This window comes from uncultured Tateyamaria sp. (assembly GCF_947503415.1).
In the GTDB taxonomy this organism is placed as follows: Bacteria; Pseudomonadota; Alphaproteobacteria; order Rhodobacterales; family Rhodobacteraceae; genus Tateyamaria.
This window is the reverse complement of record NZ_CANNDS010000005.1, coordinates 12,178-38,142: the sequence shown is the minus strand read 5'-3', so window position 1 is coordinate 38,142 and position 25,965 is coordinate 12,178. Positions and strand designations below refer to the sequence as shown.

22 protein-coding genes are annotated in these 25,965 nt (G+C 60.9%); 10 read left to right on the top strand and 12 right to left on the bottom strand.

The genetic code is table 11. The annotated features are described in order from the left end of the window. Positions 1–106: 106 nt before the first annotated feature. Complete coding sequence (locus Q1A32_RS21095) at positions 107–1,654, bottom strand: TrkH family potassium uptake protein (protein WP_299657729.1); 1,548 nt, start codon at positions 1,652–1,654, stop codon at positions 107–109. Further along, positions 1,654–3,030, bottom strand: a complete 1,377-nt coding sequence (trkA, locus tag Q1A32_RS21090; protein ID WP_299612448.1) for a Trk system potassium transporter TrkA — start codon at positions 3,028–3,030, stop codon at positions 1,654–1,656. The genes Q1A32_RS21095 and trkA overlap by 1 nt, the downstream gene beginning before the upstream one ends. Positions 3,031–3,274: 244 nt before the next feature. On the opposite strand from trkA, the gene Q1A32_RS21085 reads away from it, so the two are divergent. Next, on the top strand, positions 3,275–3,763 hold the full coding sequence (locus tag Q1A32_RS21085; protein WP_299657727.1) for a hypothetical protein: 489 nt from the start codon (positions 3,275–3,277) through the stop codon (positions 3,761–3,763). Positions 3,764–4,019: 256 nt separating this feature from the next. On the opposite strand, the gene Q1A32_RS21080 is transcribed toward Q1A32_RS21085, so the two are convergent. From Q1A32_RS21080 to Q1A32_RS21065, 4 genes are all read right to left on the bottom strand, one after another. Continuing rightward, positions 4,020–4,574 carry a tetratricopeptide repeat protein gene (locus Q1A32_RS21080; RefSeq protein ID WP_299657725.1) on the bottom strand — a complete coding sequence of 185 codons (555 nt, stop codon included), beginning with the start codon at positions 4,572–4,574 and terminating at the stop codon, positions 4,020–4,022. 279 nt (positions 4,575–4,853) lie between these two features. Next, positions 4,854–7,208, bottom strand: a complete 2,355-nt coding sequence (locus Q1A32_RS21075) for a TRAP transporter large permease subunit (protein WP_299657723.1) — start codon at positions 7,206–7,208, stop codon at positions 4,854–4,856. Between the two features lie 69 nt (positions 7,209–7,277). Continuing rightward, positions 7,278–8,234, bottom strand: coding sequence for a TRAP transporter small permease subunit (locus Q1A32_RS21070; RefSeq protein WP_299614363.1), 957 nt, complete (start codon positions 8,232–8,234; stop codon positions 7,278–7,280). A gap of 111 nt (positions 8,235–8,345) precedes the next feature. Continuing rightward, entirely contained in the window at positions 8,346–9,431 is a 1,086-nt protein-coding gene (locus Q1A32_RS21065; RefSeq protein ID WP_299657721.1) for a TRAP transporter substrate-binding protein, read from the bottom strand. Between the two features lie 251 nt (positions 9,432–9,682). Here Q1A32_RS21065 and Q1A32_RS21060 point away from each other — a divergent pair, with 251 nt between their 5' ends. The 6 genes from Q1A32_RS21060 (at position 9,683) to ilvN (ending at position 15,794) form a co-directional block, all read left to right on the top strand. Next, positions 9,683–11,113, top strand: coding sequence for a cache domain-containing protein (locus Q1A32_RS21060; protein ID WP_299657719.1), 1,431 nt, complete (start codon positions 9,683–9,685; stop codon positions 11,111–11,113). Then, on the top strand, positions 11,110–11,754 hold the full coding sequence (locus Q1A32_RS21055) for a response regulator transcription factor (RefSeq protein WP_299657717.1): 645 nt from the start codon (positions 11,110–11,112) through the stop codon (positions 11,752–11,754). The genes Q1A32_RS21060 and Q1A32_RS21055 overlap by 4 nt, the downstream gene beginning before the upstream one ends. Positions 11,755–11,822: 68 nt before the next feature. Further along, complete coding sequence (locus tag Q1A32_RS21050; protein WP_299657715.1) at positions 11,823–12,590, top strand: methyl-accepting chemotaxis protein; 768 nt, start codon at positions 11,823–11,825, stop codon at positions 12,588–12,590. A gap of 271 nt (positions 12,591–12,861) precedes the next feature. Next, on the top strand, positions 12,862–14,613 hold the full coding sequence (locus Q1A32_RS21045; protein ID WP_299657713.1) for an acetolactate synthase 3 large subunit: 1,752 nt from the start codon (positions 12,862–12,864) through the stop codon (positions 14,611–14,613). 35 nt (positions 14,614–14,648) lie between these two features. After that, positions 14,649–15,209, top strand: coding sequence for a hypothetical protein (locus Q1A32_RS21040; RefSeq protein ID WP_299657711.1), 561 nt, complete (start codon positions 14,649–14,651; stop codon positions 15,207–15,209). 24 nt (positions 15,210–15,233) lie between these two features. Then, positions 15,234–15,794, top strand: coding sequence for an acetolactate synthase small subunit (ilvN, locus tag Q1A32_RS21035; protein WP_299614356.1), 561 nt, complete (start codon positions 15,234–15,236; stop codon positions 15,792–15,794). On the opposite strand, the gene Q1A32_RS21030 is transcribed toward ilvN, so the two are convergent. Next, positions 15,791–16,588, bottom strand: coding sequence for a helix-turn-helix domain-containing protein (locus Q1A32_RS21030; protein ID WP_299614355.1), 798 nt, complete (start codon positions 16,586–16,588; stop codon positions 15,791–15,793). The genes ilvN and Q1A32_RS21030 overlap by 4 nt on opposite strands. Positions 16,589–16,814: 226 nt before the next feature. On the opposite strand from Q1A32_RS21030, the gene Q1A32_RS21025 reads away from it, so the two are divergent. From Q1A32_RS21025 to Q1A32_RS21015, 3 genes are all read left to right on the top strand, one after another. After that, entirely contained in the window at positions 16,815–17,177 is a 363-nt protein-coding gene (locus Q1A32_RS21025; RefSeq protein ID WP_299657709.1) for a hypothetical protein, read from the top strand. Between the two features lie 108 nt (positions 17,178–17,285). After that, positions 17,286–18,440, top strand: coding sequence for an aromatic ring-hydroxylating dioxygenase subunit alpha (locus tag Q1A32_RS21020; protein WP_299657707.1), 1,155 nt, complete (start codon positions 17,286–17,288; stop codon positions 18,438–18,440). Next, positions 18,437–18,655 carry a hypothetical protein gene (locus Q1A32_RS21015; protein ID WP_299657705.1) on the top strand — a complete coding sequence of 73 codons (219 nt, stop codon included), beginning with the start codon at positions 18,437–18,439 and terminating at the stop codon, positions 18,653–18,655. The genes Q1A32_RS21020 and Q1A32_RS21015 overlap by 4 nt, the downstream gene beginning before the upstream one ends. On the opposite strand, the gene Q1A32_RS21010 is transcribed toward Q1A32_RS21015, so the two are convergent. The 5 genes from Q1A32_RS21010 to Q1A32_RS20990 form a co-directional block, all read right to left on the bottom strand. Then, the gene (locus Q1A32_RS21010; protein WP_299657703.1) at positions 18,652–19,443 is read right to left on the bottom strand and encodes a DUF2189 domain-containing protein; all 792 of its coding nucleotides are present in this window, start codon (positions 19,441–19,443) and stop codon (positions 18,652–18,654) included. The two genes, Q1A32_RS21015 and Q1A32_RS21010, sit on opposite strands and share 4 nt — an antisense overlap. Then, positions 19,440–20,852: an amidase gene (locus Q1A32_RS21005; RefSeq protein WP_299657701.1), complete on the bottom strand. Its 1,413-nt coding sequence runs from the start codon at positions 20,850–20,852 to the stop codon at positions 19,440–19,442. Before Q1A32_RS21005 ends, Q1A32_RS21010 begins: the two co-directional genes overlap by 4 nt. Positions 20,853–20,892: 40 nt before the next feature. Further along, complete coding sequence (prfB, locus tag Q1A32_RS21000) at positions 20,893–22,017, bottom strand: peptide chain release factor 2 (RefSeq protein WP_299657699.1); 1,125 nt, start codon at positions 22,015–22,017, stop codon at positions 20,893–20,895. A gap of 74 nt (positions 22,018–22,091) precedes the next feature. Then, on the bottom strand, positions 22,092–24,602 hold the full coding sequence (locus Q1A32_RS20995) for a penicillin-binding protein 1A (protein ID WP_299657697.1): 2,511 nt from the start codon (positions 24,600–24,602) through the stop codon (positions 22,092–22,094). Between the two features lie 104 nt (positions 24,603–24,706). Next, complete coding sequence (locus tag Q1A32_RS20990) at positions 24,707–25,918, bottom strand: N-acetylmuramoyl-L-alanine amidase (protein ID WP_366141253.1); 1,212 nt, start codon at positions 25,916–25,918, stop codon at positions 24,707–24,709. Positions 25,919–25,965: the final 47 nt, after the last annotated feature.

Below are 25,965 nucleotides of genomic sequence, written 5' to 3'. Positions count from 1 at the left end.
CTTTGGCCTGCGGATCAGACCGTCCCTCCGGCGGGAGTATGTCGTGGGGTGTGCGAAGATTCCAGCCCAAAAAACAGTCCGTTACGGACCTACCGCGAAGCCCCGCCTACCCGCGCCACAAATCGGGGGTGAAAAGCGCGATGATGGCCAGCGTTTCCAGGCGGCCCAGCACCATCGCCGCGGTAAAGATTGCCTTCGCGCTATGGTTCAGTTCAATCAGCTCGATCGGCGCATCGGTTGCCACGTTCACAAGCGGCCCAGTGGTCGACAGCCCCGAAACCGCAAGCACCAATGCCGTATCGAACGGCTCACCCGTCAGGGTCAGCAAAATGGTGATCAGCGCCAGCGTCAGCGCGAACAGCATAAAGAAGATCCACGCGATGAATGCCCCGTCCTTTTGCAGCCGCCGCGCCCGGTGCCCGGCACTGCTGACGGATGACGGATGCACCAGCCGCTCCATCTCGCGCACACCGTTGCGATAAAGTGCAAAAACCCGCAGCAGCTTGACCCCTCCGGCGGTCGTCGCCACCCCGCCGCCGATCAGCGCAAGGCCCATCAGCAACAGCCCCGGCGTCTCAAGCCCGGACCACGCTTGCGCATCCACCCAATGGGCCGATGCAAACCCGGTGGTCGTCAGGAACGACAGGACCGTGAACACACTGCCCCACATCGCCCGGCCCGCATCCACCAGATCGCTTTCGGCCGAGACATCGAAGGCCCCCAGAAAGTGGCGCAGGAACAGAAAGACGGGCACCGCGACGACAACTGCAACGCCGATGCGGAACTCGGGGTCCTGGCTCAGCCCGCCCGCATCAGCGGTTGTGGTGTCGGTCGAAAAGGTCAGGCGCGACAGGGCAAACAGCATGAACAGCAGCATGACAACCTCGCCCGCCATACCGGACCCGCCCCCCGTCATACCGCCCACGGGCGAGATGCCAGAGGTGGCCATGATCGCCATCGCATGACAGATCGCCACCAGCCCCTCGTCCCCGCCCACGGCAAGCAATACCCACAACAGAAGGGTCAGCCCGGCATAGATCGGGATTAGAACCGATGACATCTTGGCAAGGCGTACACGCACCTCGGCACCCGACATCCCGATATCGCGGCTGGAACTGCGCCCCGGCTCGGCCCGCGCCGTGACCTCGAACCCGCCAAGGTTCAAGGGCGCCAGAATGGCCGACGCGGCCACCCACATCAGCAGCCCTCCCAACCAGCCCACAATGGACCGCCACAGATGCAGCGTCCCGTTCAAACGCCCGGGATCGTCAAACATCGTGGCCCCTGTTGTGGTGATCGCACTCACCATCTCGACATAGGCGTTGAGGAACGTGGTGGTCCGCAGCCCCTCGTAAAACGGCACGGCCAGGATCACCGGCAGCAGCATGAACGCGCTCAACAGCGACAAAAGCGGGCCCAACGTGCCATGGCGCGGATCACGCCCGGCATGGGCCAGCCCTACAAGGGCAAAGACCACCAGCCCCAGCACGCCCGAATAAAGAAACGCCCGCGCAGCGACCAGATCACGGACCACACCGCCATAGATGGCAGGCACCAGCATGGCCGCCGAAAACACACCGATCAGCAGCAAAAACAGCGGCAGACGCAGAACAGACGCCCAGAACGGTTGCCGCTTTTGGGCACGCCCCTGCATCAGAAAAAGTCGATGGACACCTGCATCAGGCGCTCCACTTCCGGCACGTCGGTGGCCAGGGCAAAGATGGCAATCACGTCGCCCTCGTCGATGCGGGTCTTGCCCACGGGGCGGCTGACCTTGTCGCCCTTGCGGATGGCACCAATCAGCACCCCTTCGGGAAAATCAATCTCGTTGATGCGCTTGCCCGCCATGGGCGAGGTGGACAGAACCTCTGCCTCGATCACCTCCGCATCCGCATCCCCGATGGAGTAAACCGCACGCACACGGCCATGCCGGATATGGCGCAGAATGGACGACACCGTGGTCGCCCGCGGATTGATATAGGCGTCAATGCCCAAAGGTCCCATCATCGGCACCAGCGTGGGGTCGTTGATCAAAGCAATGGCATAGGGACAGCCCTCGGCCTTGGCGCGCACAGCGGCCAGCATATTGGTCTTGTCGTCGTCAGTGACGGCCAGCATGGCATCGGCCCGGCTCACCCCCGCCTCGGCCAGCAGGTTCACATCCAGCCCGTCCCCGTTCAGCACGATAGTCCGCTCCAGCGTCTCGGCCGCCAGTTCAGCACAGCGACGGTTGCGCTCGATCACCTTGGCGCGCACACGGCTCGCCCGTTTCTCCAACGCGCGGGCCACTGTCAGACCGACATTGCCGCCCCCCACCAGGACCACACGCTCCTGCTTGCGCATGGTCTTGCCAAACACCTCCATGGTGCGCGGCACATCATCGACATGGGAAAAGACATAGGCCTCGTCCCCCTCGAACAGCTGATCCGACGCCTCAGGCGCAAAGAGCGTCCCCTCACGCCGCACCCCCACAACCACCACACGCAAGGTCGAAAAGAGATCGGTCAACTGGCGCAAAGGCGTATTCAACACCGGACAATCGGCATCCAACGCAATGCCCAAAAGCTGCGCCTGCCCGTCAATGAATAGCTCGGTGTCAAAGGCCGCAGGCGCGCTGAGGCGTTGCAACGCCGCCGCCGCCACCTCCCGCTCCGGCGAAATTACAACATCGATGGGCATGTGATCCCGGCGGTACAAATCCGAATAGATGGCCGTCAGATAGGACTGGCTGCGCAACCGCGCGATCTTGCGGTTGATGCCAAAGACCGAATGCGCAACCTGACAAGTGACCATGTTCACCTCGTCCGAATGGGTCGCAGCAATGACCATATCGGCATCGCGCGCACCCGCACGGTCCAGCACATCCGGATAGCTGGCAAAGCCCGCAACCCCCTGCACATCCAGCGTATCGGTGGCGCGGCGCACCAGATCGGGGTCACTGTCGACCACCGTGACATCGTTGCGCTCGCCCGAAAGATGGCGCGCAATTTGCCACCCCACCTGGCCTGCCCCGCAGATGATGACCTTCATCCATGTCCCCGTGATGACGCGCCAAAGGGCGGCGCATTCAGCCTCTTTGCATGACAGACAGGGGAGATGCGGTCAACGCTTGGCGCGGCGTCAGGGCGGTTGAGCATGGGTGAGATGCGCGTGCCCCGTTGTCAGGCGGATAGGCCTGATGGCCGCAGGCACTCCCCCGCTTTGCGGACATTGCCGCCGTTTGGTTCTCGGCTTAAGAAGTTGCTGACTTTCGGCTTCAGAAGAAATTCACTCCATGCGGATTGGACCAGCAGCTCTCTCGGCACTCAGTTTATCGTTCGTGTCCCCCGCGATGTTGAGCGCAGAAGATTTGCATTTGGGCTTTGAAATTGGTGGTACTCTGGAACAGGCGCGCATCCATGCGTATTCGAACGGGTGGACTCTTCGCCCACTGCCGGAAGAATTGCAAAGGATTTGGGTGATCGACGGGGTCGATGCCGATCTTTACATTTGTAAAAATCGGGTCTTAGCGGTCAGGCGGCAATTTGATGGCGGCATAGATGAATTTACGAAACTGGTTCAGCAAGTCCAACGCGATAAAGGCCTCCCTGATACAAACGTCATAACTTTTCGGTCTGGTGTCAGGCGCATTTCGAATGTCGATGCGCGTTTTGAAGTGGATGATGGGACCGAGATATTAGTTCAGCTCAGCAGTATTGACGGCGAAGTTGGAGTTTCGACCAACGTATGGTTGGCGGAAGCGTGCGCTGACCAAATCGAGTAGTGGCTATTCGGTACGTAAGGGCTCTCTGGACCTTAGCTGCACCATCAACCATCGGCTGCTCTGTGGGAAAAAGCCGCCATCGCATGAGCCGCGCCAAGGGCCGCTTCAGAGATTGAGACGCAGGAATGTGCACTGTTGCCAAGTATTGGGCCGAGATCGCCCCCTTGGAAGTGTACCTGCCAGCATCGCCATCTTGGACGCACGGGGCCAGCCGACCGCGCATTGCCGTTGGCGGTTCACGCGCATCTCTGACGATCTAAAAGAGCGGTGCGTACTTCCAGTTGTCGGCGTCAGGCGTAACTTCTTCCAGATCGTAATCAGCCCCTTGAAGGCGTTTTGCAATTTCCAGACCTTCTTCTGCTGCCTGATCGACAAAACGGCGTCCCAGGGCTTCATTCTTGGCGATACCATGGCCGCGCATCAAGTTCATGCCGTGGTTGAAACGCCCCGCCGGGTCGCCCGCTTCGGCAGCGCGCCGGTCCCATTCGGCAGACGCGTCGGGGTTGTACTCACCGCCCAAGCCATTGTTTTCGAGCTGGCTCATCCAAGTCATTGCCTTGGTATAACCGGCATCAGCACATCGTCTGGCCAGCTTTTTCGAAAGTTCGGGATCGTCATACTTAGTGGCGTTAATCCCCAAAGAGCAGGTAACGGAATCTATGACTCCCATCTCAATCTTGCGTGCCAACATTTCGCGGCCAGTGTCTTGGGGGTTGAGAATACCAAGCTCGTCTTCGACAGTGGCAGGCGGTTCCGCGTGGGCTGCACCTGCCAGAAATACCGCAGCAAGTATTCGTGTCAGTCGTCGCATATCGAGTGTCTCCTCAGCCGAATGATACCATTGGACCCAATCCAAGTCATCGTAACTTAGGTCGTACGCAAAACCGACATTCGCGAACTTTCCTGCCTCGTGCATAGGTCAGCTCAACTACACGATTGCCGCCGAACAGACATTTGCAAGGCGCGCAGCATCCTTCACTTTGGAACTCCGACCAATCACAGCGCTCTTGGCCAAAGGAGCCGTCAGCGGGACCCAGAACCCAAAAAGGCGGCACCGGAGTGCCGCCTTTGTCTTTGCACCCGGACCGGATCAGTTCGGGATCAGATCCGGGATGATCGTCACGATGCCCGGGAAGGTCCACAAGAGTGCGAGCCCCGCCACCTGGATCAGCACAAACGGGATGATGCCGCGATAGATGTGCCCGGTTGTGACCTCCTTCGGTGCGACCCCCCGTAAATAGAAGAGCGCGAAGCCAAAGGGCGGTGTCAGGAACGAGGTCTGCAGGTTCACCGCGATCATGATCGTCACCCATTTGGGATCGAACGTGCCGCCGTAGATCACGGGCCCCACGATCGGGATCACGATGTAGATAATTTCGAGGAAATCGAGCACGAAGCCTAGCACGAACAGCACTAGCATCACGATCAGGAAGACCGTGAATTCGTTGTCGAAGGACTTGAGGAACTGCTGGATATAGTGCTCGCCCCCGAAGGAGATGACCACGAGGTTCAAAAGCTGCGAGCCGATCAGGATGGTGAAGACCATCGATGTGACCTTGGCCGTTTCCCGCACAACGGGGCTGAGTACGCCGGAGGTGTAGAGGATCCAGCACGAGAACAGCAGACCGAACAGGGCGTAGAGGTAGGCGCCGTAGGCCACGAAGAAAGCAAACCAGCTTTGCGCGGACACGCCGCTTTGGTTGATGCGCAGATCAAAGTTCACACCCACAAGGATGCAGACGATGATCGCCAGCGTGGACCAGATGATCACCTTTGGGCTGCGGTCAAGGTCCGTCAGCTTGCGGTAGGCGGCCAGCATGATCGCGCCCCCTGCCCCGAGTGCTGCGGCGGGTGTGGGGTTGGTGATGCCGCCAAGGATCGATCCAAGCACCGCCACGATCAGAATCAGCGGCGGGAACACCACCCGAACCAGTTCGTTCTTCGCACAGCGCTTCACGCCCTCGATCACGCCGTAGAGGATCAGCGCGAAGGGGATGAGCATCACGAACACGTAGTAGCCTGCGCTGTTGAGCGGCCCGATCAGCACGATGTCGGCCAAGAGCGCCAGCACGACACCGATGCCCCCAATGATGAGCGGCTGGCTTTCGCGGCTGGGCGCGATGCCCCTTGCTGTTGTCAGGATCAGCCCCAGCAGGATCAGCAGGATGGCTGTGCCAGTCCCGATCGGTGCTGCACCATCCACCTTGGCCTGGATATTGGTGGCGATCTGTTCTTCGCTCAGCGCTTCGCTTTGTGTGGACACACCGGCGGCTTCGATCTCGACCTGTTGGGCAACGGCGGTATCCCATGCCTCTTGCCCGTGCAGTTCGATCATGGAGGCCTGACAATCGGGGCCCACATTCGTGCGCAGGCTGGCCGATGCACCGACATCCGAGAAGGACGATACGGTCGTCGATTGGCTGCCCACGATATTGAGGTTGCCCAGAAGGATGGTCCCCACAACGATCAGGACGGGCGCGCCGAGGAACCATGTGAACGCTTCGCCGCGCGTAATGGGTTCGGCATTGGTTGCCCCCATTTCCACGGCAGGCGCTTTTTCCGGGTTCAGGAGCGCGTAGCCGAAGGCGTAGAGCGCATAGAGCAGCGCCAGCATGATCCCCGGCAGCAAGGCGGCCTGAAAGAGCGTGCCCACGGACAGAACCGCAGGCTCGCCCAGATATGTCAGCGCGTCTGTGCAACCGGCGGTCTGCGCCCGCGCTTCCTGTGCGGCGGAATAGAGGTCGCCCGCGAGCGTGCCCAGCAGAACGATCACGATGGAGGGCGGAATGATCTGCCCCAGCGTGCCGGAGGCCGCAATCACGCCTGTGGCGATCTCGGGCGAGTAATTGTTGCGCAGCATGGTGGGTAGGGCCAGCAGGCCCATTGTCACGACTGTTGCGCCCACGATGCCCGTGGAGGCCGCGAGGAACGCGCCCACAACCACAATCGACACCGCCAGACCGCCGGGCAGCGGGCCAAAAACGCGCGCCATGGTGGTCAGAAGGTCGTTGGCGATCTTGGACCGTTCCAGCGTGATGCCCATCAGGACGAACATCAGAACCGCCAGCAGTGTCTCAATCGATTGACCGGCCAGAACCCGTTCGTTCATGCGGTTCACGACAAAGGACACGTTCCTGTCCAGCGCCACTTCCCACCCCTGTGGGAAGACCGGCTCGCCAATGCGCGGCAAGTCGGGGTACCGGAAGACGCTGATCGTGTCGGGTTTGACCCCCGAATTGACCAGATCGCGATACGCCTGCGCGCTTTCGTCGATGGCCTGGTGGATCAGCAGCCCCGCACTGTCGAGCGACGCGATGATCCCGAAGGAGATGACCCCTGCCCCCGCGATGGCGAACGCCACCGGAAAGCCGGAGAGGATGCCGCCGAAGAGGCAGACAAAGACGATGATCAGGCCAACTTCGACGCCATCAAGTCCAAACAACATTGTTCTGCCCTTACTTCAGTTCTGCTGCGTGGCGGGCACGCGTATTCATGGTGTGGGTGCGCGTGGTCATCAGTGCGTCCCCTCGTAGGCTTCTTCGCCCTCGCCCAGCGTGTCGCGGTCAAGGTATTTGCCTTCGCTTTCCTCGCCCTCTTTCCATTCGAGATACGAGCGGTAGAAGAACGCGATGGCGTGCAGGAACACGAGCCCGGCAAAGGCCACCAGCAGGATTTTGAACAGGAAGTAGCCGTTGAAGCCATTGGGGCTGAACCCGATGGTTTCGACATTCCAGCGCACCGCGCGCGCCGACCGTTCGGCCCGCTCGATGTCCCAGCTGGCTGCCGGTTTTGGTGTCACGAGGTGCCGCCACAGGAAGTACCAGCCGTACATCCAGATCAGCGTGGCCGAGGGCACCATGAACAGAAGCGAGCCGAACATGTCGATCACCCGCTTGGTGCGGAATTTGACCGCCGAATAGATCAGGTCGACCCGCACATGCCCGCCCTGCACAAACGTGTAGGTCACGCACAGGCAGACCACGAGGGCGTTGTAGAGCTTGAGCTCTTCCGCGAACCACGAGATGTCGAATTGCAGCGGGATGCCGAAGCCGATGGAGATGTCGGGCCGGGTAAAGATCCGTTGCATGAACACGATGACAATCTGTTGCAGCACCATCAGGAGACCTGCCCATGCTGCGAAGCGGCCAACCGTGTTGGCGATGCCTTCCATCACCCGCACGCAGCCCCACATGAACTCGCGTTTCCACAAGCCCACGGCGGTGACGACAAGGATCACGGCGAGGACAGCAAAGAAAAACTGCGTCGACCCGCCGTAATATACAAATTTCATGAGCGACAGTTTGTCCTCGGGCGTTCCGGCCCATGTCACCCAGTCCAGCCAGGACGCGGGGTGCGTGATCGCGTAGGCGATGTTGTAAAAGGCCAGCGCAAGGCTCTGAAAGAACCACAGAACGCCATCTATCAGCGCTGCAAAGGTGCCACCGGCTTCGACGCCGTTTTCGTTTTCCATGGATGTGCCCCCTGCGACCTGACCGTTTGCTGGTCCGTGATCGCCTCAGTTCCTCACGTGGTCCAAGGGCCCCGGTGATCGGGGCCCTTGGGTGTCGTTTCAGGTGTCGGCTTAGCCGCCCAGCACGCGCACGCGCTGTTGCACGTAGTAGCCGTCGGATTTGTTGATCCAGCTGGCCGATGTGGCGAGGCTTTCTTCGAACGAGGCGCGTGTTTTTGCAAACAGCTCGTCGCCCATGTTTTCGTCCATGACCTCGGCAGAGGCGGCACCGAAGGCATCCCAGACGTCGTCCGAGAATTGCAGTGTCTTGACGCCCTGCTGTTGCAGGCGGGCCAGTGCGGCACCGTTGTTGGCCAGTGTTTCGGCCAGCTGGTAGTGCGTCACGGCACGGCTCGCGTTTTGCAGGATCGACTGGTGCTGCGGTGTCAGGTCGTTCCATACGTCGAGGTTGACGTTGGCGGCCAGAGCCGAGCCCGGCTCGTGGAAACCGGCGGTGTAGTAGACTTTCGCCACTTCCTGGAAGCCCGCGCGTTCGTCAGCCATCGGGCCAACCCACTCCAGACCGTCGAGGGCACCGGAGGAAAGCGCCTGATAGAGTTCACCACCGGGGATGTTCTGAACGGAAGCGCCCAGTTTGCCCAGCACCTTGCCGCCCAGACCGGGCATACGGAACTTCAGGCCGTTGAAGTCAGCGGCCGAGTTAATCTCGTTGCGGAACCAACCACCAGACTGCGAACCGGAGTTACCCGCCAGCAGACCTTTGAGGTTGAAGATTTCGCCCAGCTCGTCGTGCAGCTCCTGGCCGCCGCCGTGCTCGTACCAGTTGGTGACTTCCTGCGCTGTGCCGCCGAAGGGCACGGCTGTGTAGTAGGCATAGGCCGGGTGCTGACCGATGAAGTAGTAGTCAGCCGAGTGATACATGTCCGCCTGGCCCGACGACACGGCGTCAAACACTTCGAACGCGCCCACAAGCTCACCGGGGGCTTTCTTGTCGATGGTCAGCTGACCGTCCGACATTTCACCCACGAATTGCTCAAGATAGCTGGCCGCATCATCCAGAACGGCGAAGCCGCGGGGCCACGAGGTGACCATTGTCAGGGTGCGCTTGCCCTGTGCGTAGGCCGGTACGGCCAATGTGGTTGCCGCAACCGCGGAACCGCCCAGTGCAGATGTCTTCAGAAAAGAACGACGATCCATAGAGATACTCCTCCCAATTATAGATGCCCGTCCCCTCCCAGGGCAGGCGGATCGTTTCGAGTGCGGCCACACTAGCGATGAAGGCCACGATTAAAATACCTAGTACTGCGTAGAAAGCTGGCAATTGCCGCATTTTGGTCAGGTATTTTCACCAATTTCGCGACGCTGTCATGGCTTGGTCAGCCTGTTAGCGCGATCAAGACGGCGCTGCCCCTTTGATTCGCAACACTTTCAGCGTATCGAATCGGCCCGTGCGTACACGTTTCCCATTCCCGCGCCTGTCCTATGCGCAAAAGCTGTCGCTGGTTGCGGCTGTCCCGCTGATCCTTGCGGTGGCTGCGATTGCCGTGCTTGTCGCCGTACAGTCCCGTGCACTGGCCGAACGCGAGATACAGGCGCTTGAGACCCAGCTGATCGAGGCCAAGAAGCGCGAGCTTCGCAACTATGTCACCCAAGCGCGCAACGGATTCTACTTTATATACGGCTCTGCCGCGCCCGATGATCAGGTGGCCAAGGATCAGGTGGCACAGATTCTGTCCGCCATGATCTACGGCGATGAAGGGTTCTTCTTTGTCTATGATTACGACGGCACCAATCTGGTCAGCCCACGTCAGACCGGCATGATCAATCGCAACCATCTGGACCTGACCGACAGCCGTGGCACCCCCGTTGTGGCCGACCTGATCGAGATTGCGCGGCAGGGCGACGGCTATCTGACCCATCTGTGGCCCAAGCCATCAAGTGGACAGGAAGCGGAGATGATCACCTATGTCACGTCATTCCCGTCATGGCGCTGGGCGGTGGGCACGGGTGTGTTCATCGATGACGTTCTGACATCCGTGGCCGCCGCCCGCGCCGATGTCGAAACACGGGTGCAACGCACCTTCTATTATATCTCTGCCATCACGCTGACGGCTCTGCTTTTGGTCTTTGGGTCGGGCATGGCCCTGAACATCCGCGAGCGCAGGTTGGCCGATGCCAAGCTGAAAAAGCTGACGCAACGCGTGTTCGACGCCCAAGAAGAAGAACGCGGGCGCGTGGCGCGGGAATTGCATGACGGGATCAGCCAGATCCTAGTGGGGGTCCGCTATGCGCTCGACAGTGCGCGGCGGCGTCTGGACAAGGGCAACGGCGATCCCAAGGCGCCGCTGACCCAAGGCATCGAACATCTGGGCACCGCCATATCAGAGGTGCGCCGCATCAGCCGCGATCTGCGCCCCGGCGCGCTGGACGATCTGGGGCTGGGCCCTGCCCTCAAGGCGCTGGTCGAGGATTTCGCCGACCGCACCGGTGTGGCGACGGATTTCCAGACGGTGGTGTTCCGCAACCGGCTGGATCAGGACGCCAAGATCGCGCTGTACCGGATCGCCCAAGAGGCATTGACCAATATTGAGCGCCATGCAGCTGCAGGTCGCGTGACTGTCGATCTGCGCGGCCACAAGCGGGGTGCCACATTGCGCATCTCGGATGATGGTGTGGGGCTGGACCAAACGCAGAGCCGACGGTCGGCGGGCATTGGGTTGCGCAACATGCAGGAGCGGGTCGAACAGCTTGACGGCACCTTGCGCATTCTGTCCGGCGCGGGCCATCAGGGCGGCACCGTGATCGAGGCCACCGTTCCGCTGACACATCTGCTGCCTCCCGAGACGACCAGGACCAACAAGGAGCGCGCGCGCGCATGACCGACACGATCCGCGTTCTTATCGTTGATGATCACCCCATGGTTGCCCAGGGCATTCAATCGGTGCTGGAGGACCATGACGGCATTTCCGTTGTCGGCACGCTGACCAACGGGCGCGAGGTGATCGACCAGCTGGGCACCCTTGATCCCGATGTGATCCTGATGGATCTGAACATGCCCGAGATGGGTGGGCTGACAGCCACGGAGCTTGTGCTGGAAAAGCGCCCCGGCACCCGTGTGCTGATCCTGTCGATGCATGACAGTCCTGAATATATCTCCTCCGCGCTGAGCCATGGTGCCATGGGATATGTGTTGAAGGACGTGCCCACCGATGAGATTGCCGCAGCTATCTACACCGTGATGAAGGGTGAGCGGTATCTGTGCACGGGTGCCGAAGGGGCCATTGCGCCAAAGCGCGGAGATGCCGCCGGTGCGCTGACCGGGCGTGAACAGACCATTCTGCTGCAATTGGCGCAGGGTCTGTCCAACAAGGAGGTCGCCATTGCGCTTGATATCTCTGTCCGCACGGTCGAGACACACCGCAAGAACATCAAGCGCAAGCTGGGCATATCGTCGACGGCGGGCCTGACACGCTATGCGCTGGAACATGGCGTGTTGCAGGGCACCGGAAATGCGCTTTGAGCGACAGCACTAACGATTTCTCAATTCCTGCCTGACAAAGCTGCGGCATGTTGCAGACAGTGCCTCAGATGACCAAGTGCGCCGAAACGGATGCCGAACGCTTTGCCCAACGCAGGTCCGCGATTGATCTGATTGCGACGACGCGTGCGCGGGCCATCCGATCTGCCCTGTTCGGAAGCTACCTGTTTCGCGTCAATCCGATGGGCCCTGAACCGGCCGACACGCGCGCCCACTGGCTTGAGGTCTTGCGCGAACAGTATGAAGCCATCGCCCGGGCCGCCGCCTTGGTGCAAGGTACCGACCCTATACGGATCGTGCCGGACTGGGTGTGTTCGTGGATCGGGCAGCACGGGGCCGAACACCCGAAATCCGTGAAGGCTTTCGTTCATATGCGGGACCTGACCCATGCCGTTCTTCTGGCCGCCGAAGCCGAAGATGTCACACGCCTGAAAGATGCGCTGGATGAACACCTGCGCGTCGGGCGCAGCGGTTTTTTCGAGAGCGTCACCGAGTTTTGTGATGGCTTGTGGGCCGGTCTGGACACCACGCGCCATGCCGAAATCGAACAGGCCGGTGCCGCGGGAAAGGCCATCGCCAAAACCCTGACGCGTCTGGAGCAGATCGGCAAACATGTGCGCCTTGTGTCGCTCAACGCCTCTGTCGAAGCCGCTCGGGTCGGCGATGCGGGGCGTGGTTTGGGTGTGATTGCGGTGGAATTCAAAACGCTGGCGGAAGAGATTCAGATGCTGGCCACCACGGCGCGTACGGACATTGCCGCCATGACCGGCACCGCTGAGCCCGGGAAATTGGCAAAATCGGACCCAAAATTGCGGTAAGTTTCCGTTGACCGCGCGTTGACGCAACATAATTTCGAATTTTTCTTGCTCAGAGACAGATTTTTCTGAAAATCTGCTGTTGACGCCTGTTGGGGCGACGCATAGGGTCCGCTCACGCAAAAAGGACCGCAGGGTTTATGACTGAACTAGTCGTCATTGGAGTGGACACGCGCATGGGCCGGTAACGGAACTCCAGAACGAGACCCATGCGCCCCCGAAACCCGGGGGTTTTTTTATGCGCAACAGCAACCGCAAATCGGAGAACGCGGACATGTCACGTCAAATGACCGGAGCGAAAATGGTCGTCCAAGCCCTGATCGATCAGGGTGTGGACACGGTATTCGGATATCCCGGCGGCGCCGTACTACCGATTTATGACGAGATCTTTCAGCAGAACTCGATCAAGCACATTCTGGTGCGTCACGAACAGGGTGCGGTGCATGCCGCCGAAGGCTATGCGCGCGCCACCGGCAAGCCGGGTGTGTGCCTTGTGACCTCGGGCCCCGGGGCCACGAACGCCGTGACTGGCCTGACGGATGCGCTGATGGACAGCATTCCGATCGTTGTGCTGACAGGCCAGGTGCCCACGTTCATGATCGGCTCGGACGCGTTTCAGGAGGCCGACACCGTTGGCATCACCCGCCCCTGCACCAAGCACAACTGGCTGGTGAAGGAGACGGACAAGCTGTCCGGTGTCATTCACGAGGCATTCCATGTGGCAACCGCGGGGCGTCCCGGCCCGGTGTTGATCGACATCCCAAAGGATGTGCAATTCGCGACGGGCACGTATGAGACGCTCAAACCCTCGACCTCGCACTACCAGCCGCAGGTCAAGGGCGACATGGAGGCGATTACGGAGCTGGTGGCAGCCATTGAGACCGCCAAGCGCCCGATCTTCTATACCGGCGGCGGTGTGATCAACTCGGGCCCCGGGGCCAGCCAGTTGCTGCGCGAATTGGTGGATGCGACCGGCTTTCCCATCACCTCGACGCTGATGGGTCTGGGCAGTTATCCGGCCAGCGGCAAGCATTGGATGGGCATGCTGGGCATGCATGGGCTTTATGAAGCCAACATGGCGATGCATGACTGCGATCTGATGATCAATATCGGCGCGCGTTTTGACGACCGGATCACTGGCCGTATTGATGCATTCAGCCCCAAGTCCAAGAAAGCGCATATCGACATCGACCCGTCCTCGATCAACAAGGTGATCAAGGCGGATATCCCGATTGTGGGCGACGTGGGCCATGTGCTGGAAGACATCCTGAAAGTGTGGAAGTCACGCGGACGGAAGACCAACCAATCCGCGCTGGCGCAGTGGTGGTCCAAGATCGAAGAGTGGAAGTCGGTCGATTGCCTGAAGTTCACCCAGACCGGCAAGACGATCAAACCGCAACACGCCCTCGCCCGGCTTGAGGCGCTGACCAAGGATCACGACCGCTACATTTGTACCGAAGTGGGCCAGCACCAGATGTGGGCCGCGCAATATCTGAACTTCGAAGACCCGAACCGCTGGATGACGTCCGGGGGGCTGGGCACGATGGGTTACGGTTTTCCTGCGTCCATCGGCGTGCAGATGGGCCACCCGGAAGCGTTGGTGATCAACGTGGCTGGTGAAGCCTCGTGGCTGATGAACATGCAGGAGCTGGGCACGGCGATGCAGTTCAACCTGCCGGTCAAACAGTTTATCCTGAACAACGAACGGTTGGGTATGGTGCGCCAGTGGCAGGAATTGTTGCACGGCGAGCGGTATTCGCATTCGTGGTCCGAAAGCCTGCCCGATTTTGTGAAGCTGGCCGAAGCATTTGGGGCCAAGGGTATCATCTGCTCTGACCCGGATGATCTGGACGACGCGATCATGGAGATGATCAATCATGATGGTCCGGTGTTGTTCGATTGTCTTGTGGAAAAGCACGAAAACTGCTTCCCCATGATCCCGTCGGGCAAGGCACATAACGAGATGCTGTTGGGCGAGGCCGATACGCAAGGCGTGATTGATGCCAAGGGGAGTGTGTTGGTGTGAGGCAGTTTGTGACTCTGGTTCTTTTGGTGTCTAGCATGAGCTTTGCTGGCGAAGAGACGCGTGCAGTGGAGGCGGCGGTTGGTGGTAGAGTCGAGCAATACGTAGATGTTGCTCTCAAAGGCAGATCAAAAAACGATTTCAATCGCTTCAAAGAATTTGAAGGCGGTTTTGGATCGTTTTTCGTTTCTACCGATGGCAAATATACAGCCTGGTCCGCAAGATCCTTCACTAAAAGTGACGCCGATACCTTAGGTCGCGTGCTTTGCGAAGCGAAGAGTGGGTCGAATTGTGTACTTTACGCACGCTGGTTGCCCAAGAATGCAGTTCGGTCAGTTGGGCTGCCCGAGCGCAACTGGCGTGACTGGCAGCGAGCACAGGAAAATGTAACAGACGAAAGCCATGTAGCACTGGCTATAAATGCTTGGTCCGTTTTTGCGATATCAAGACCACAAGAGACCAAAGCGGATGCCACGACTGACGCATTGGACCTGTGTGGACGTGCGATCAAGCGATTTAGGAGGCAACTTAACCCTGAACTCTTCGAAAGAAGCTTGGAAGCTGGGATTTTTGACTGTCGTGCAGTGGCAGTCAAATAGGGATCGTCTGAGGAGAAATGGAACATGTCAGCACTCAAAATCAAAAAAGGCGCCACCAGCCATTCCGCTTATAACTTGCGCCCCACCTTCTCGGATGTGGAAGAGCGCCATACGCTGGCCGTTCTGGTCGAAAACGAACCCGGCGTGCTGGCCCGCGTCATCGGCCTGTTTTCGGGTCGCGGTTATAACATCGAAAGCCTGACTGTGGCCGAAGTGGATCATACCGGCCACCTGTCCCGCATCACGATCGTGACGCTTGGCACACCGCAGGTCATTGAACAGATCAAGGCCCAACTGGGTCGGATCGTGTCCGTGCATGAAGTGCATGACCTGACGGTTGAAGGGCCGTCGGTCGAGCGCGAGTTGGCGATGTTCAAGGTGACGGGCCAAGGCGACAAGCGGGTCGAGGCGCTGCGTCTGGCCGATATCTTCCGTGCCAACGTGGTCGACAGCACATTGGAGAGCTTTGTGTTCGAGATCACCGGCGCGCCGGACAAGATCGACGCTTTTGCGGACCTCATGCGCCCTTTGGGATTGGCGGAGGTGGCGCGCACGGGCGTGGCCGCCCTGCCCCGCGGCGACTAGGCGAAGGGTTCGTCAACCTTCAACAAACGGCGGTGAAACGGCGTCAATTCGTCGGCGGAGCAATACCCGGCCGCTTTGGCCGCCGCCTTTGCAGGGCCGAACCCCGTGCCCAGATGTTCATAGATCATCCGCACGACGCGGTCGTTTCCGATGGATTCCTGAATGGTTCGGGCGACGTAGCCGACCCAGATGTTGTTTTCGAAGGATGTCACGCGGCTGAGATAGTTGAAGGACGCGGTGTGCGAACCTTGCCGTGAGATCAGCGCGCTGACCCCATCCTCCTGCCGCAGAATAAGCCCACGGAATTCGCGGGCTTTGCGTGTGACGGACATGCCCTGAACGCTCAGTGCCTCTCGGGTCTCGTACCCGCGCACAACGGTTGATCCATCAAGGCGGAAGACGCGCACGAGGCCGGTCACGAACCGATCCGTATCCAGAAAGCTACGCCGCGCGAACTTGTAAAACCCGGTGGGGAACATGCGTTCATCGACCGTTCTGACGCCGGCGCCAAGAAAATCCTTGAGGAACGGGCTGGTCAGCGGGTCGGAGCCTGCCGTTATGTTCTGCACCGGTTCAAGAAGCACCCGCGCATCCACGTCAAAGAAGTCGCAGATACGCGACAGAACGTCAGGCCGCGGGAAGCTTTCCCCGGACAGGTATCGGTTGAATTGCGTTCGGTTGATGCCAAGTTGACGCGAGAGTTCCGAGATCGACGGATACGCTTGGGCGAGTATGCGCAAGTTGGCACCAAACATGCTGCGCAATTCCGCGGGTGATCTGCGCATTTCGGGCATTCTCGTCTCTTTGTTCGTGCTTGGGCTTTGAGGCAAATCGTTAATGCGACGCCACTCAACAACACAAGCGGGCGAATTTGACGCCATTCCGCATCAGGACTGACGCAGAATTGCAACCTCACGATACTGTTACGGACACAAATTGCAAGCGCACGTTGCCGACTTAACCATGTCACAAATGTCCAGAATTGAGTTTGATAAAGGGCGTCCAACTCTGGGTAGAGAAATGATTGGTGTCATCCTTTGGAGCGATCCAGCCGCTGAAAAAGCGGTGATCTGGTGCGAAGATCACGGAGATCTTGCGTTTTTGTCACGTGCCGAGTGCAAGGTTTTACCCGACGCGTTTTTTGACGTCGGCGATATGGTCGAATTCGACGTCTTTGCCGAACGCAACGTGCGCAAGGTCAATCGTGTGTCGCGCTTGGCGCAAAGCTTTGGCCGGTCCCTGACCGGTCATCTGGAGCAGACGCGCAAGCCGCAGCGTGCCCGTGTCGATGTCAGCGACTCAGCCGAGATCATTCCCTTCCGTCTGAACCCCAGCGCCCGCCCCATTCCGGTGCCCGTGGCAGATCAGCGGCGTCGCGGCTGACACTACCCTCCTTCGTGTCGGAGACGGCAAAAACCTGTCGAAAATCCACGCCCCCCGCACCGGTGCGCAGGCTAATCTTGGTCTGAAACTGCCGGTGAGGGGACAGACATGCATGACACCAACCTGGACGCGGTCCGTCGGCCTGTGGCCTCGGCCCATGGTCTGCCAAACGCGCATTATGTCGATCCATCTGTGTTCGAAGAGGAGCGTGCCGCGTTGCTCATGTCCGGGTGGTCCGGGCTTGCCGCAGCTGCCGATGTGCCCGCGCCTGGTGATGCCGTTCCGCTGACGTTTCTTGGCATGCCGCTGCTTCTGATCCGCGACAAGGCGGGCGCGGTCCGCGTCTTTCACAACATCTGTCGCCATCGCGGCATGATCCTCGTCGATGCGCCGCGCAAGATCGAAGGGGCCATTCGCTGTCCCTATCACAGCTGGTGCTATTCCACCGAGGGGCGGTTGGTGTCCACGCCGCATGTGGGTGGCCCCGGCAAGAACACGGTGGATGGCATCGACAAGGACCTGCTTGGCCTGATCGAGGTGCGCAGTCACATCTGGATGGGTGTGGTCTGGGTCAACCTGTCGGGGAACGCCCCCGCATTTGAAGATGCCAATGCCGATTTGCTGGCCCGTTGGGCGGAGTTTGACACGCCGCTGTATCACGGCGGTGCTGACAGTCAGTTCGAGCTGACCGTGAACTGCAACTGGAAGCTGGCGGTTGAGAATTACTGCGAGAGCTATCACCTGCCGTGGGTGCATCCGGACCTGAACACCTATTCGCGGCTGGAGGATCACTATCACATCGAAGCGCCCGGCAGTTATTCAGGCCAAGGCACGCTGGTCTATCGCCAGTTGAAAGGCGAGGACGGCCATACGTTTCCGGATTTCGACGGGTTGAGCGATATGTGGGACACGGCGGCGGAGTATATCACCGCCTATCCCAACGTTCTGCTGGGTGTGCACCGCGACCATGCCTTTGCCATCATTCTGGTGCCGCAAGCCCCCGGTCAGACCGTTGAGAAGATCCACCTCTTTTATGCGCAGCCCGACACGGACCCTGCCCTGCGCGCGCGCAACACCGAGCAGTGGAAGCAGGTGTTCAGCGAGGATATCTTTGTGGTGGAAGGCATGCAGCGCGGGCGGCAGACACCGATGTTCGATGGGGGCCGCTTCTCGCCGGCCATGGATGGGCCGACGCACCTGTTCCACGATTGGGTGGCCGAGCGGATGACGACCCACCGCGCGCAGGCAGAGGCTGCCGAGTGAACGATCTGGAGCGGCGTGTGCGGGATGCCTATGCCCACGGCGACCGGGCCGCTTTGGTCGCCCTTTACCGTGAGGCTGCGGATGGTGTCGCAACCGAAGATGAGCGCGCGTTCTACTTGACCCAGGCACATGTGTTCGCCATGGAGACCGCGCACCCGGAGGCCCAGGCCTTGCGCGATGCGTTGGTCAGGATGGGGCGGGAAACACCGCTTTAACGCGCGCCCGCCGCCATTTGAGCGTAGATATGCCATGATGCATGCCCGAGCCACGGCAGCACGATCAACAGCCCCAGAAGCCCCGGCAGCATCGCCAGAAACATCAGCACAACGATGACCGCAGCCCATGTCAGCATCGGGACGATATGCGCCTGCACGTGACCAAAGCTGGTCAGAATGGCCGTCATATAGTCGACCTCGCGCGCGAGCAGCAACGGCAGCCCCAGCACGCACATCGCAAAGAAGATGAACGCAAAGATGCCGCCAACCACGGTGCCAAGCGCCATCATCATCATACCGTCCGAGCTGAGAAACACGTCCAGTGACGTGGTCACGTTGACCATCGGTTTGAGGCCCAGAAACAGGGCAAAGATCATGTGGCCCAGAAAGAACCAGAACAGCAGCGCCACAACCATCAGCATCGACAGCCATGGCAGTTGTCGGCCACGCTCTTCCCGCAATCGGGTCATCACATCCCCCACGCCCGCACTTTGCCCCATGCCAAGTCGCCGCGACACTTCGTAGGTGCCAAGCGCACAAAGCGGGGCCACAAGGGGAAAGCCGAAGACCGCAAGGATCAGCCAGAACGTGTGCCCGGCCCAAAGCGTGAGGCCCAGCAGCCCCCACCCGGCGATGATTGCGGCCAGCCCCGTCAGGATACCAAACCCGGGCGCGGCCCGAAAATCAGCCCACCCTGCGCCAAGCGCGCGGCGGATGAAACCGTCGGGCGGCGCGTGAAACGGTGGCACGCCTGCAGGCAGGCCGGGATACGGATCGGTGTTGGTCACGACACGGGCTCCGGTGGGCGGCGCGTTGGCCAGTCGGTCATACTGTGCCACGCTTGGGCCATGCGCAGCAACAACGCATCACTGCCGCGCCGTCCGATCAGCTGAACCCCCATGGGCATGTCGTGCGGGCCGCCGAACCCTGCGGGCACGCAGACAGCGGGCAGCCCCAGCAGGCTTGCCGGGACAACCACTTCCATCCAGCGGTGATAGGTGTCCATGGCCGTGCCTGCCAGATCGCGCGGCCAGTCGATAGTCACATCAAACGGCCACATTTGCGCCGAGGGCAGCGCCAGCACGTCGTAACGTTCAAAGAGCGTCGCGGCGGCCTTGAACCAGTCCGATCGGATCACGCTGGCGCGGTGCACGTGCATCGCGGACAGGCCAAGGCCCCGTTCAATTTCCCAGATGGCGGTGTACTTGAGCTGGTCGCGCGTGGCCGGATCAGCATGAAGCGCGCCGAGGCCCCCGGCGACCGCCCAACTGCGCAAGGTGATCCACGCGTCCCAGATAGCGTCGCGGCTGAACGGTGCGCCCAAGGCGTCGATCTTCACGCCCATCGTTTCCATTTGCGTCAACGCCTCTTGGCAAAGCGTCAGCACCCCCTGCTCCATCTTGTATGCGCCGCCCCAATCGCCCAGCCAGCCCAGACGCAGGCCGTCCGCGCCGCCACTGATTTGCGGCAAGGTCGGCGGGGCCTCGTACCCATGTGGCTGGCGTGGATCGGGCCCGGCCATCGTGTCCAGAAGTGCCGCCAGATCAGACGGCGTGCGGGCCATGGGGCCGTTGGTGGCCAGCTGATGCAGAAAGTTGTCGCCAAGCGGTTCGGACGGTACCAACCCCCAGCTTGGCCGCATGCCGTAGACATTGTTCCAGCCCGCTGGATTGCGCAGCGACCCCATCATGTCGGACCCATCCGCGATGCTGAGCATACCCGTCGCAAGCGCCACACCGGCCCCACCAGAGGACCCGCCCGCACTGCGGCCCGTGTCATAGGGGTTTCGCGTGGCCCCGAAGACCGGGTTGATGCTGTGCGAGCCGAGCCCGAATTCCGGCGTGTTCGTCTTGCCGATGATGATGGCCCCGGCGGCGCGCAACCGTGCCACCATGATGTCGTCAGACGGTGCCACCTGCCCCGCAAAGATCGGGGAGCCCATGGATGTGGGCAGCCCCTTGGCATTGGCGAGGTCCTTGATGGCGATGGGGATACCGTGCAGCCAGCCCGCCTTTGGCCCGGTGTCGGCGGCCTTGGCGTCGGCCATCAGGGCGTCGGCGTCGCGCAGGGAGACGATGGCGTTCACGGCGGGATTGTGCGCCGCGATCCGCGCGAGCGTTTCGGTCATCAGGGCTTGGGCCGATATCTCGCCTGCGTCCATCTGGCCGCGCAGCGCGAGTGCGCCTTGTTCGATCATACCACGTGTTCCCCCCGATTGATGGCCTGCGGGGACGTGGTTAGTCGCCCTGCGCCTCTGCCCGGCTTTTGCCCGACACGTCCAAGGCTAGCGTAGCGGCCATGAGGCCATCAAGGTCCCCGTCCAAAACGCCCTTGGTATCGGACGTCTCGAAATTGGTACGCAGGTCTTTGACCATCTGGTAGGGTTGCAGGACGTAGGACCGGATCTGGTTGCCCCAGCCCGCGTCGCCCTTGTTCTCGTGCATCTCGTTCACGGCTGCGTTCCGGCGGTCCAGTTCCATCTGATAGAGACGGCTTTTCAGGGCCTTCATCGCGATGTCGCGGTTCTGGTGTTGCGACTTTTCCGAGCTTGTCACGACGATGCCCGTGGGCGCGTGCGTGATCCGCACAGCGGAATCGGTCGTGTTCACGTGCTGACCGCCTGCACCCGAGGACCGGTAGGTGTCGATGCGGATATCGGCAGGGTTCACTTCGATTTCGATATTGTCGTCCACAACCGGGTAGACGCCCACGGAGGTGAAGCTGGTGTGGCGCTTGGCGGCGCTGTCGAAGGGGCTGATGCGCACGAGCCGGTGCACGCCGCTTTCGGATTTGAGCCAGCCATAAGCATTGGGGCCGCTGATCTTGTAGGTGGCCGATTTGATCCCCGCCTCTTCGCCCGCGCTTTCGGATTGTAACTCGACCTTGTAGCCCTTCTTTTCCGCCCAGCGGACATACATGCGGGCAAGCATCGCGGCCCAGTCGCAGGATTCCGTTCCGCCTGCGCCTGAGTTGATCTCAAGAAACGTGTCGTTGCCGTCCGCTTCGCCGTCGAGCAGCGCTTCCAGCTCTTTCTGGGCGGCCATTTCGGCGAGCGACTTGATGGCCCCTTCGGCGTCCGCGACAACCTCTGCGTCCTCTTCCATCTCGCCCAGTTCGATCAGCTCGATATTGTCGGCGAGGTCCTGCTTGATCCGGTCATGGGTTTCCATGGCGTCAACCAGCATCTGCCGCTCGCGCATCAGCTTTTGTGCGGCCTCAGGATCGTCCCACAGGTTGGGGTCTTCGACGCGCGCGTTAAACTCTTCCAGCCGGTGCTGGGCCGTGTCGACATCCAGCCGCTGGGCCAGCAAAGCCACCGACTTTTCAATCTCTTCGACGACGTTCTGAATTTCGGCGCGCATGTCCAACCTCTCCTGGCAGAGCCTTGGGATAGCTCATGCGCTGCGGCGCGACAAGATCAGTTCAGGCGCTGCGCTCAGTACAGACCGCCCGAGCTGAGTGTGCCGAAGTTTGCCTTGGGACCAACCACGGCTTTCTTACCTGTGGAGGTGGTCACTTCACGGCCCCCGCCGCCCACTTCTTCGAAGAGAGGCAGGTCAGCGCCCATGGCAAAACCACCGTCGAAGGTGATGCCGAATGTGGGCTCGAACCCGTCGCGGAAGCATTCGCTGACCACGTTGTCGCCAGCGGCGGAGTCGCTCAGCCGTGCGCCGGAGAAACGGTCGATCTTGATGAACATGCACTCTTCGGGAACCTTGAAGGCACCGCCGCCGAACTTCTCGATGGCTTCGCGCATGAACTCGGTGAAGACGGGGCCACACATGCCGCCGCCCGATGCGCCTTTGCCCAGGCTGCGGGGTTGGTCATAGCCGATGTAGCAGCCCGCCACGATGTCGCTGGAGAAACCCACGAACCACACGTCCTTGGCGTCGTTGGTGGTGCCGGTCTTGCCCGCGATTGGCACGGGCAGGTTCACGGTGCGCGATGCGGTGCCGCGATCCACGACGCCTTTCATCATCGACGTCAGTTGGTACGCCGTCACCGGGTCCATCACCCGTTCACGGTTGGACACCACGCGCGGTGCAAAGCCGGGATCGAGACTTGCCAGTTGCGTGCAATCGCGGCAGTTGCGTTCGTCATGCTTGTAGACCGTGCGGCCAAAGCGGTCCTGCACACGGTCAATCAGCGTCGGTCGCACGCGCTCACCGCCATTGGCGAACATCGCATAGGCCGACACCATCTGGTAGAGCGTCGTCTCTTCGGAGCCGAGCGAGTTGGCCAGAAACGGCCCCATGCTTTCGTAGACACCGAACCGTTCGGCATAGTCGGCAACGACATTCATCCCGATCTCTTCGGCGAGACGAATGGTCATCAGGTTCCGCGACCGTTCGATACCTGTCCGCAAAGGCGTGGGCCCGTAGAACTTGTTGGACGAGTTGCGGGGCCGCCAGAGACCCTGCGGTGTGTTGATCTCGATCGGGGCGTCCACAACGATGGTTGCGGGGGAGTACCCACTGTCGAGCGCTGCGGCATATACAAACGGTTTGAAGGACGAGCCGGGCTGGCGCTTGGCCTGCGTGGCGCGGTTGAAAACCGAATGCTGGTAGCTGAATCCGCCCTGCATGGCGATCACGCGGCCTGTGTTGACGTCCATCGCGACAAAGCCGCCCTGCACGCGCGGCACCTGTCGCAGGGTCCAGCGGATGAACGACCCGTCCTCATCGGAGGTCATTTCACGGACATGCACCACGTCGCCAACTTCGAAATTGTCGAAGAAGTTGCCCTGAATCCATTTGATGTCGTCACGCGGCACAACGGCGGCAGGCTCTGCGTCCGTCCACCCTTCGATGCCAAGGCGCAGTTGCTGGTCTTCGACGTCAAGAACGACGGCTGGTCGCCAGACGCCGTTCAGATCGATATCGCGGGCGACTTTCACGCCTTTCAGCGCCTGTTCCCACGTCTCCAGCTGTTCAGCCTCGATGCTTTTGCCGCTGCCGCGCCACACACCCTGTCCCCGGTCGTAACTTTCCAGCTGGCGGCGCATGGCGTAGGCCGCGATGGGCTGCATTTCGGCGTCGATCGTGGCGCGGACGGTGTAGCCGCCGGTAAAGAATTCGCCCTCACCGAAATCCTCGCTGAGCTGGCGGCGAATTTCGTCGGTGAAGTAATCGCGTGGCGGCAATTCGGCCTTGAAGCTTTCGAAGTCGCCGTTCTGGACCGACCGCAGCGGCATGGCCACTTCCGTCTCGTAGGTGGCGTCGTCAATATACCCGTTCTCCATCATCTCCTTAAGAACGAAGTTGCGGCGCGCCATCAAACGATCCGCACGGCGCACCGGATGGTAATCTGACGGGGCCTTGGGCAAGGAGGCGAGAAACGCCGCCTCGTGCGGATCAAGATCGCTCAGCGTCTTGTTGAAATAGGTCTGACTTGCCGCCGCCACGCCATAGGAGTTTTGCCCGAGGAAAATCTCGTTCAGGTACAGTTCAAGGATTTTTTCCTTGCTCAGTGCTTCTTCGACCCGCGCGGCGAGGATGATTTCCTTGATCTTGCGTTCAGCCTGGCGGTCACCGGACAGAAGGAAGTTCTTCATAACCTGCTGCGTGATGGTCGAGGCCCCGCGCACGTCACGGCCACGGGTGCGCACAGCGTCGTAGGCCGCAGCCCCGATCCCGCGCAGGTCATAGCCTTCGTGGGTGTAGAAATTCTTGTCCTCGGCAGAAATGAAAGCCTGTTTCACGAGGTCGGGGATGGTGTCCGCAGGGGCAAAGAGACGCCGTTCCTGTGCGAATTCGTCAATGATCTGCCCTTCGCCGGAATAGATGCGGCTGATCGTTGCGGGCTGATACTGCGCGAGGGATTCGTGGCTGGGCAAGTCGCGCCCGTACATCCAGAAAACCGCCCCGATGGACAGCGCGACCATGGCCGCACCCATTGTGACAGTGGTGAAGATCCCGCCAAAGAAGGAAAGAATGAACCGAAACATGACCGCTCGCACCTGTTATCAACGGTAGCTTTTGTCCGGGTATACGCGAGCGCGCAGGCAGGGTCAAAATGCAACGACAGCACGATCCCGCCGATGTGAACAGCCTATTGCCGGATGAGCGGACGCATCGCCAGATCATCATCGCGCCATTGCAGGATACCTGCGGCCAGCGCCTCGACCATGACGGCGCGCCAGATCGGATCGCGCAGGTTCGCAAGGTCCCGTTTGTCCGACAAAAAGCCCACTTCGACCAGAACCGACGGGATATCGGCGCTTTTGAGAACGGAAAACGCAGCTTCGCGTCGGGGTCGTTTGTTCATCGGGCCGCCAGCGACCGCCATGTTGTCGATCAGCGCCGTTGCCAACGTGTCCGTGCGTGGCATGGTTTCGGTGCGGGCAAGGTCCATCAGGACCGATGCGACCTGATCATCCGTGCCGCTGAGGTCCACGCCTGCAAGAATGTCGGCCCGGTCGTGCTGCGCCGCCAATTGCGCAGACGCCGCATCGCTGGCCTCTTCCGACAACGTGTAGACGGTTGCACCCCGCGCCTGCCCTTGGCTGAGCGCGTCCGCATGCAGGGACACAAACGCGTCGGCCCCAACCTGATGCGCCAGTGCCACCCGACCCGTCAGCGACACGAAGCTGTCCGTGTCGCGCGTCAGCACAACCTCGACCCCGCCTGCACGTCGCAGCGCGTCGCGCAGGGCAAGGCCGATGCCCAGCATCAGCTCTTTCTCGGTCGTGGTGTCGCGCACGGCACCGGGATCAATGCCGCCATGCCCCGGATCGATCACCACGACAAAGCCATCGTCCTGAGGCGCGGCGGGCGGGGCTGCCGCCTGCACGCCCCAATCGGCATCAGCGGGAGGCCCCGCCTGTGCAGCAAATGCGTCAGCCTCTACCGCGTCCAGCGTGATCGACAGCACCGCCTGACCGGATGCGGTGTCGACCGGCATCTCGATCTGTTGTGGCAGCATCGGCGTCGACAGGTCCATCACCAAGCGCGACCAGCCCGGTTTGAACGCCCCGAAGCGCAGGGCCGCAATCCCGCCCAGTTCAGGCAGCAAGTCGGAGGGTGACACGCCTGCGAAATCCACCTCGCGGAAATCAACGACGAGGCGGGGTGGATCGGCAAGCGTGAATACGCGGTATGGGACACCCTGACTGAGAGCAAGGGTGAGTGTGGTGCCCCCAAACCAGCTTTCCGTCACTTCGCTGCGCGCGACATCGACGCGGGCCAGGCCCGACAGGTCCTGCGCGGCTGTTGCCACCGCGCACGCCCACATCATCATCGCGACCAAAACCGCCCGCATCATCACCTGCCCTTTGGTATTTTGCCCGCAGCATACCGGGTTCAAACGCT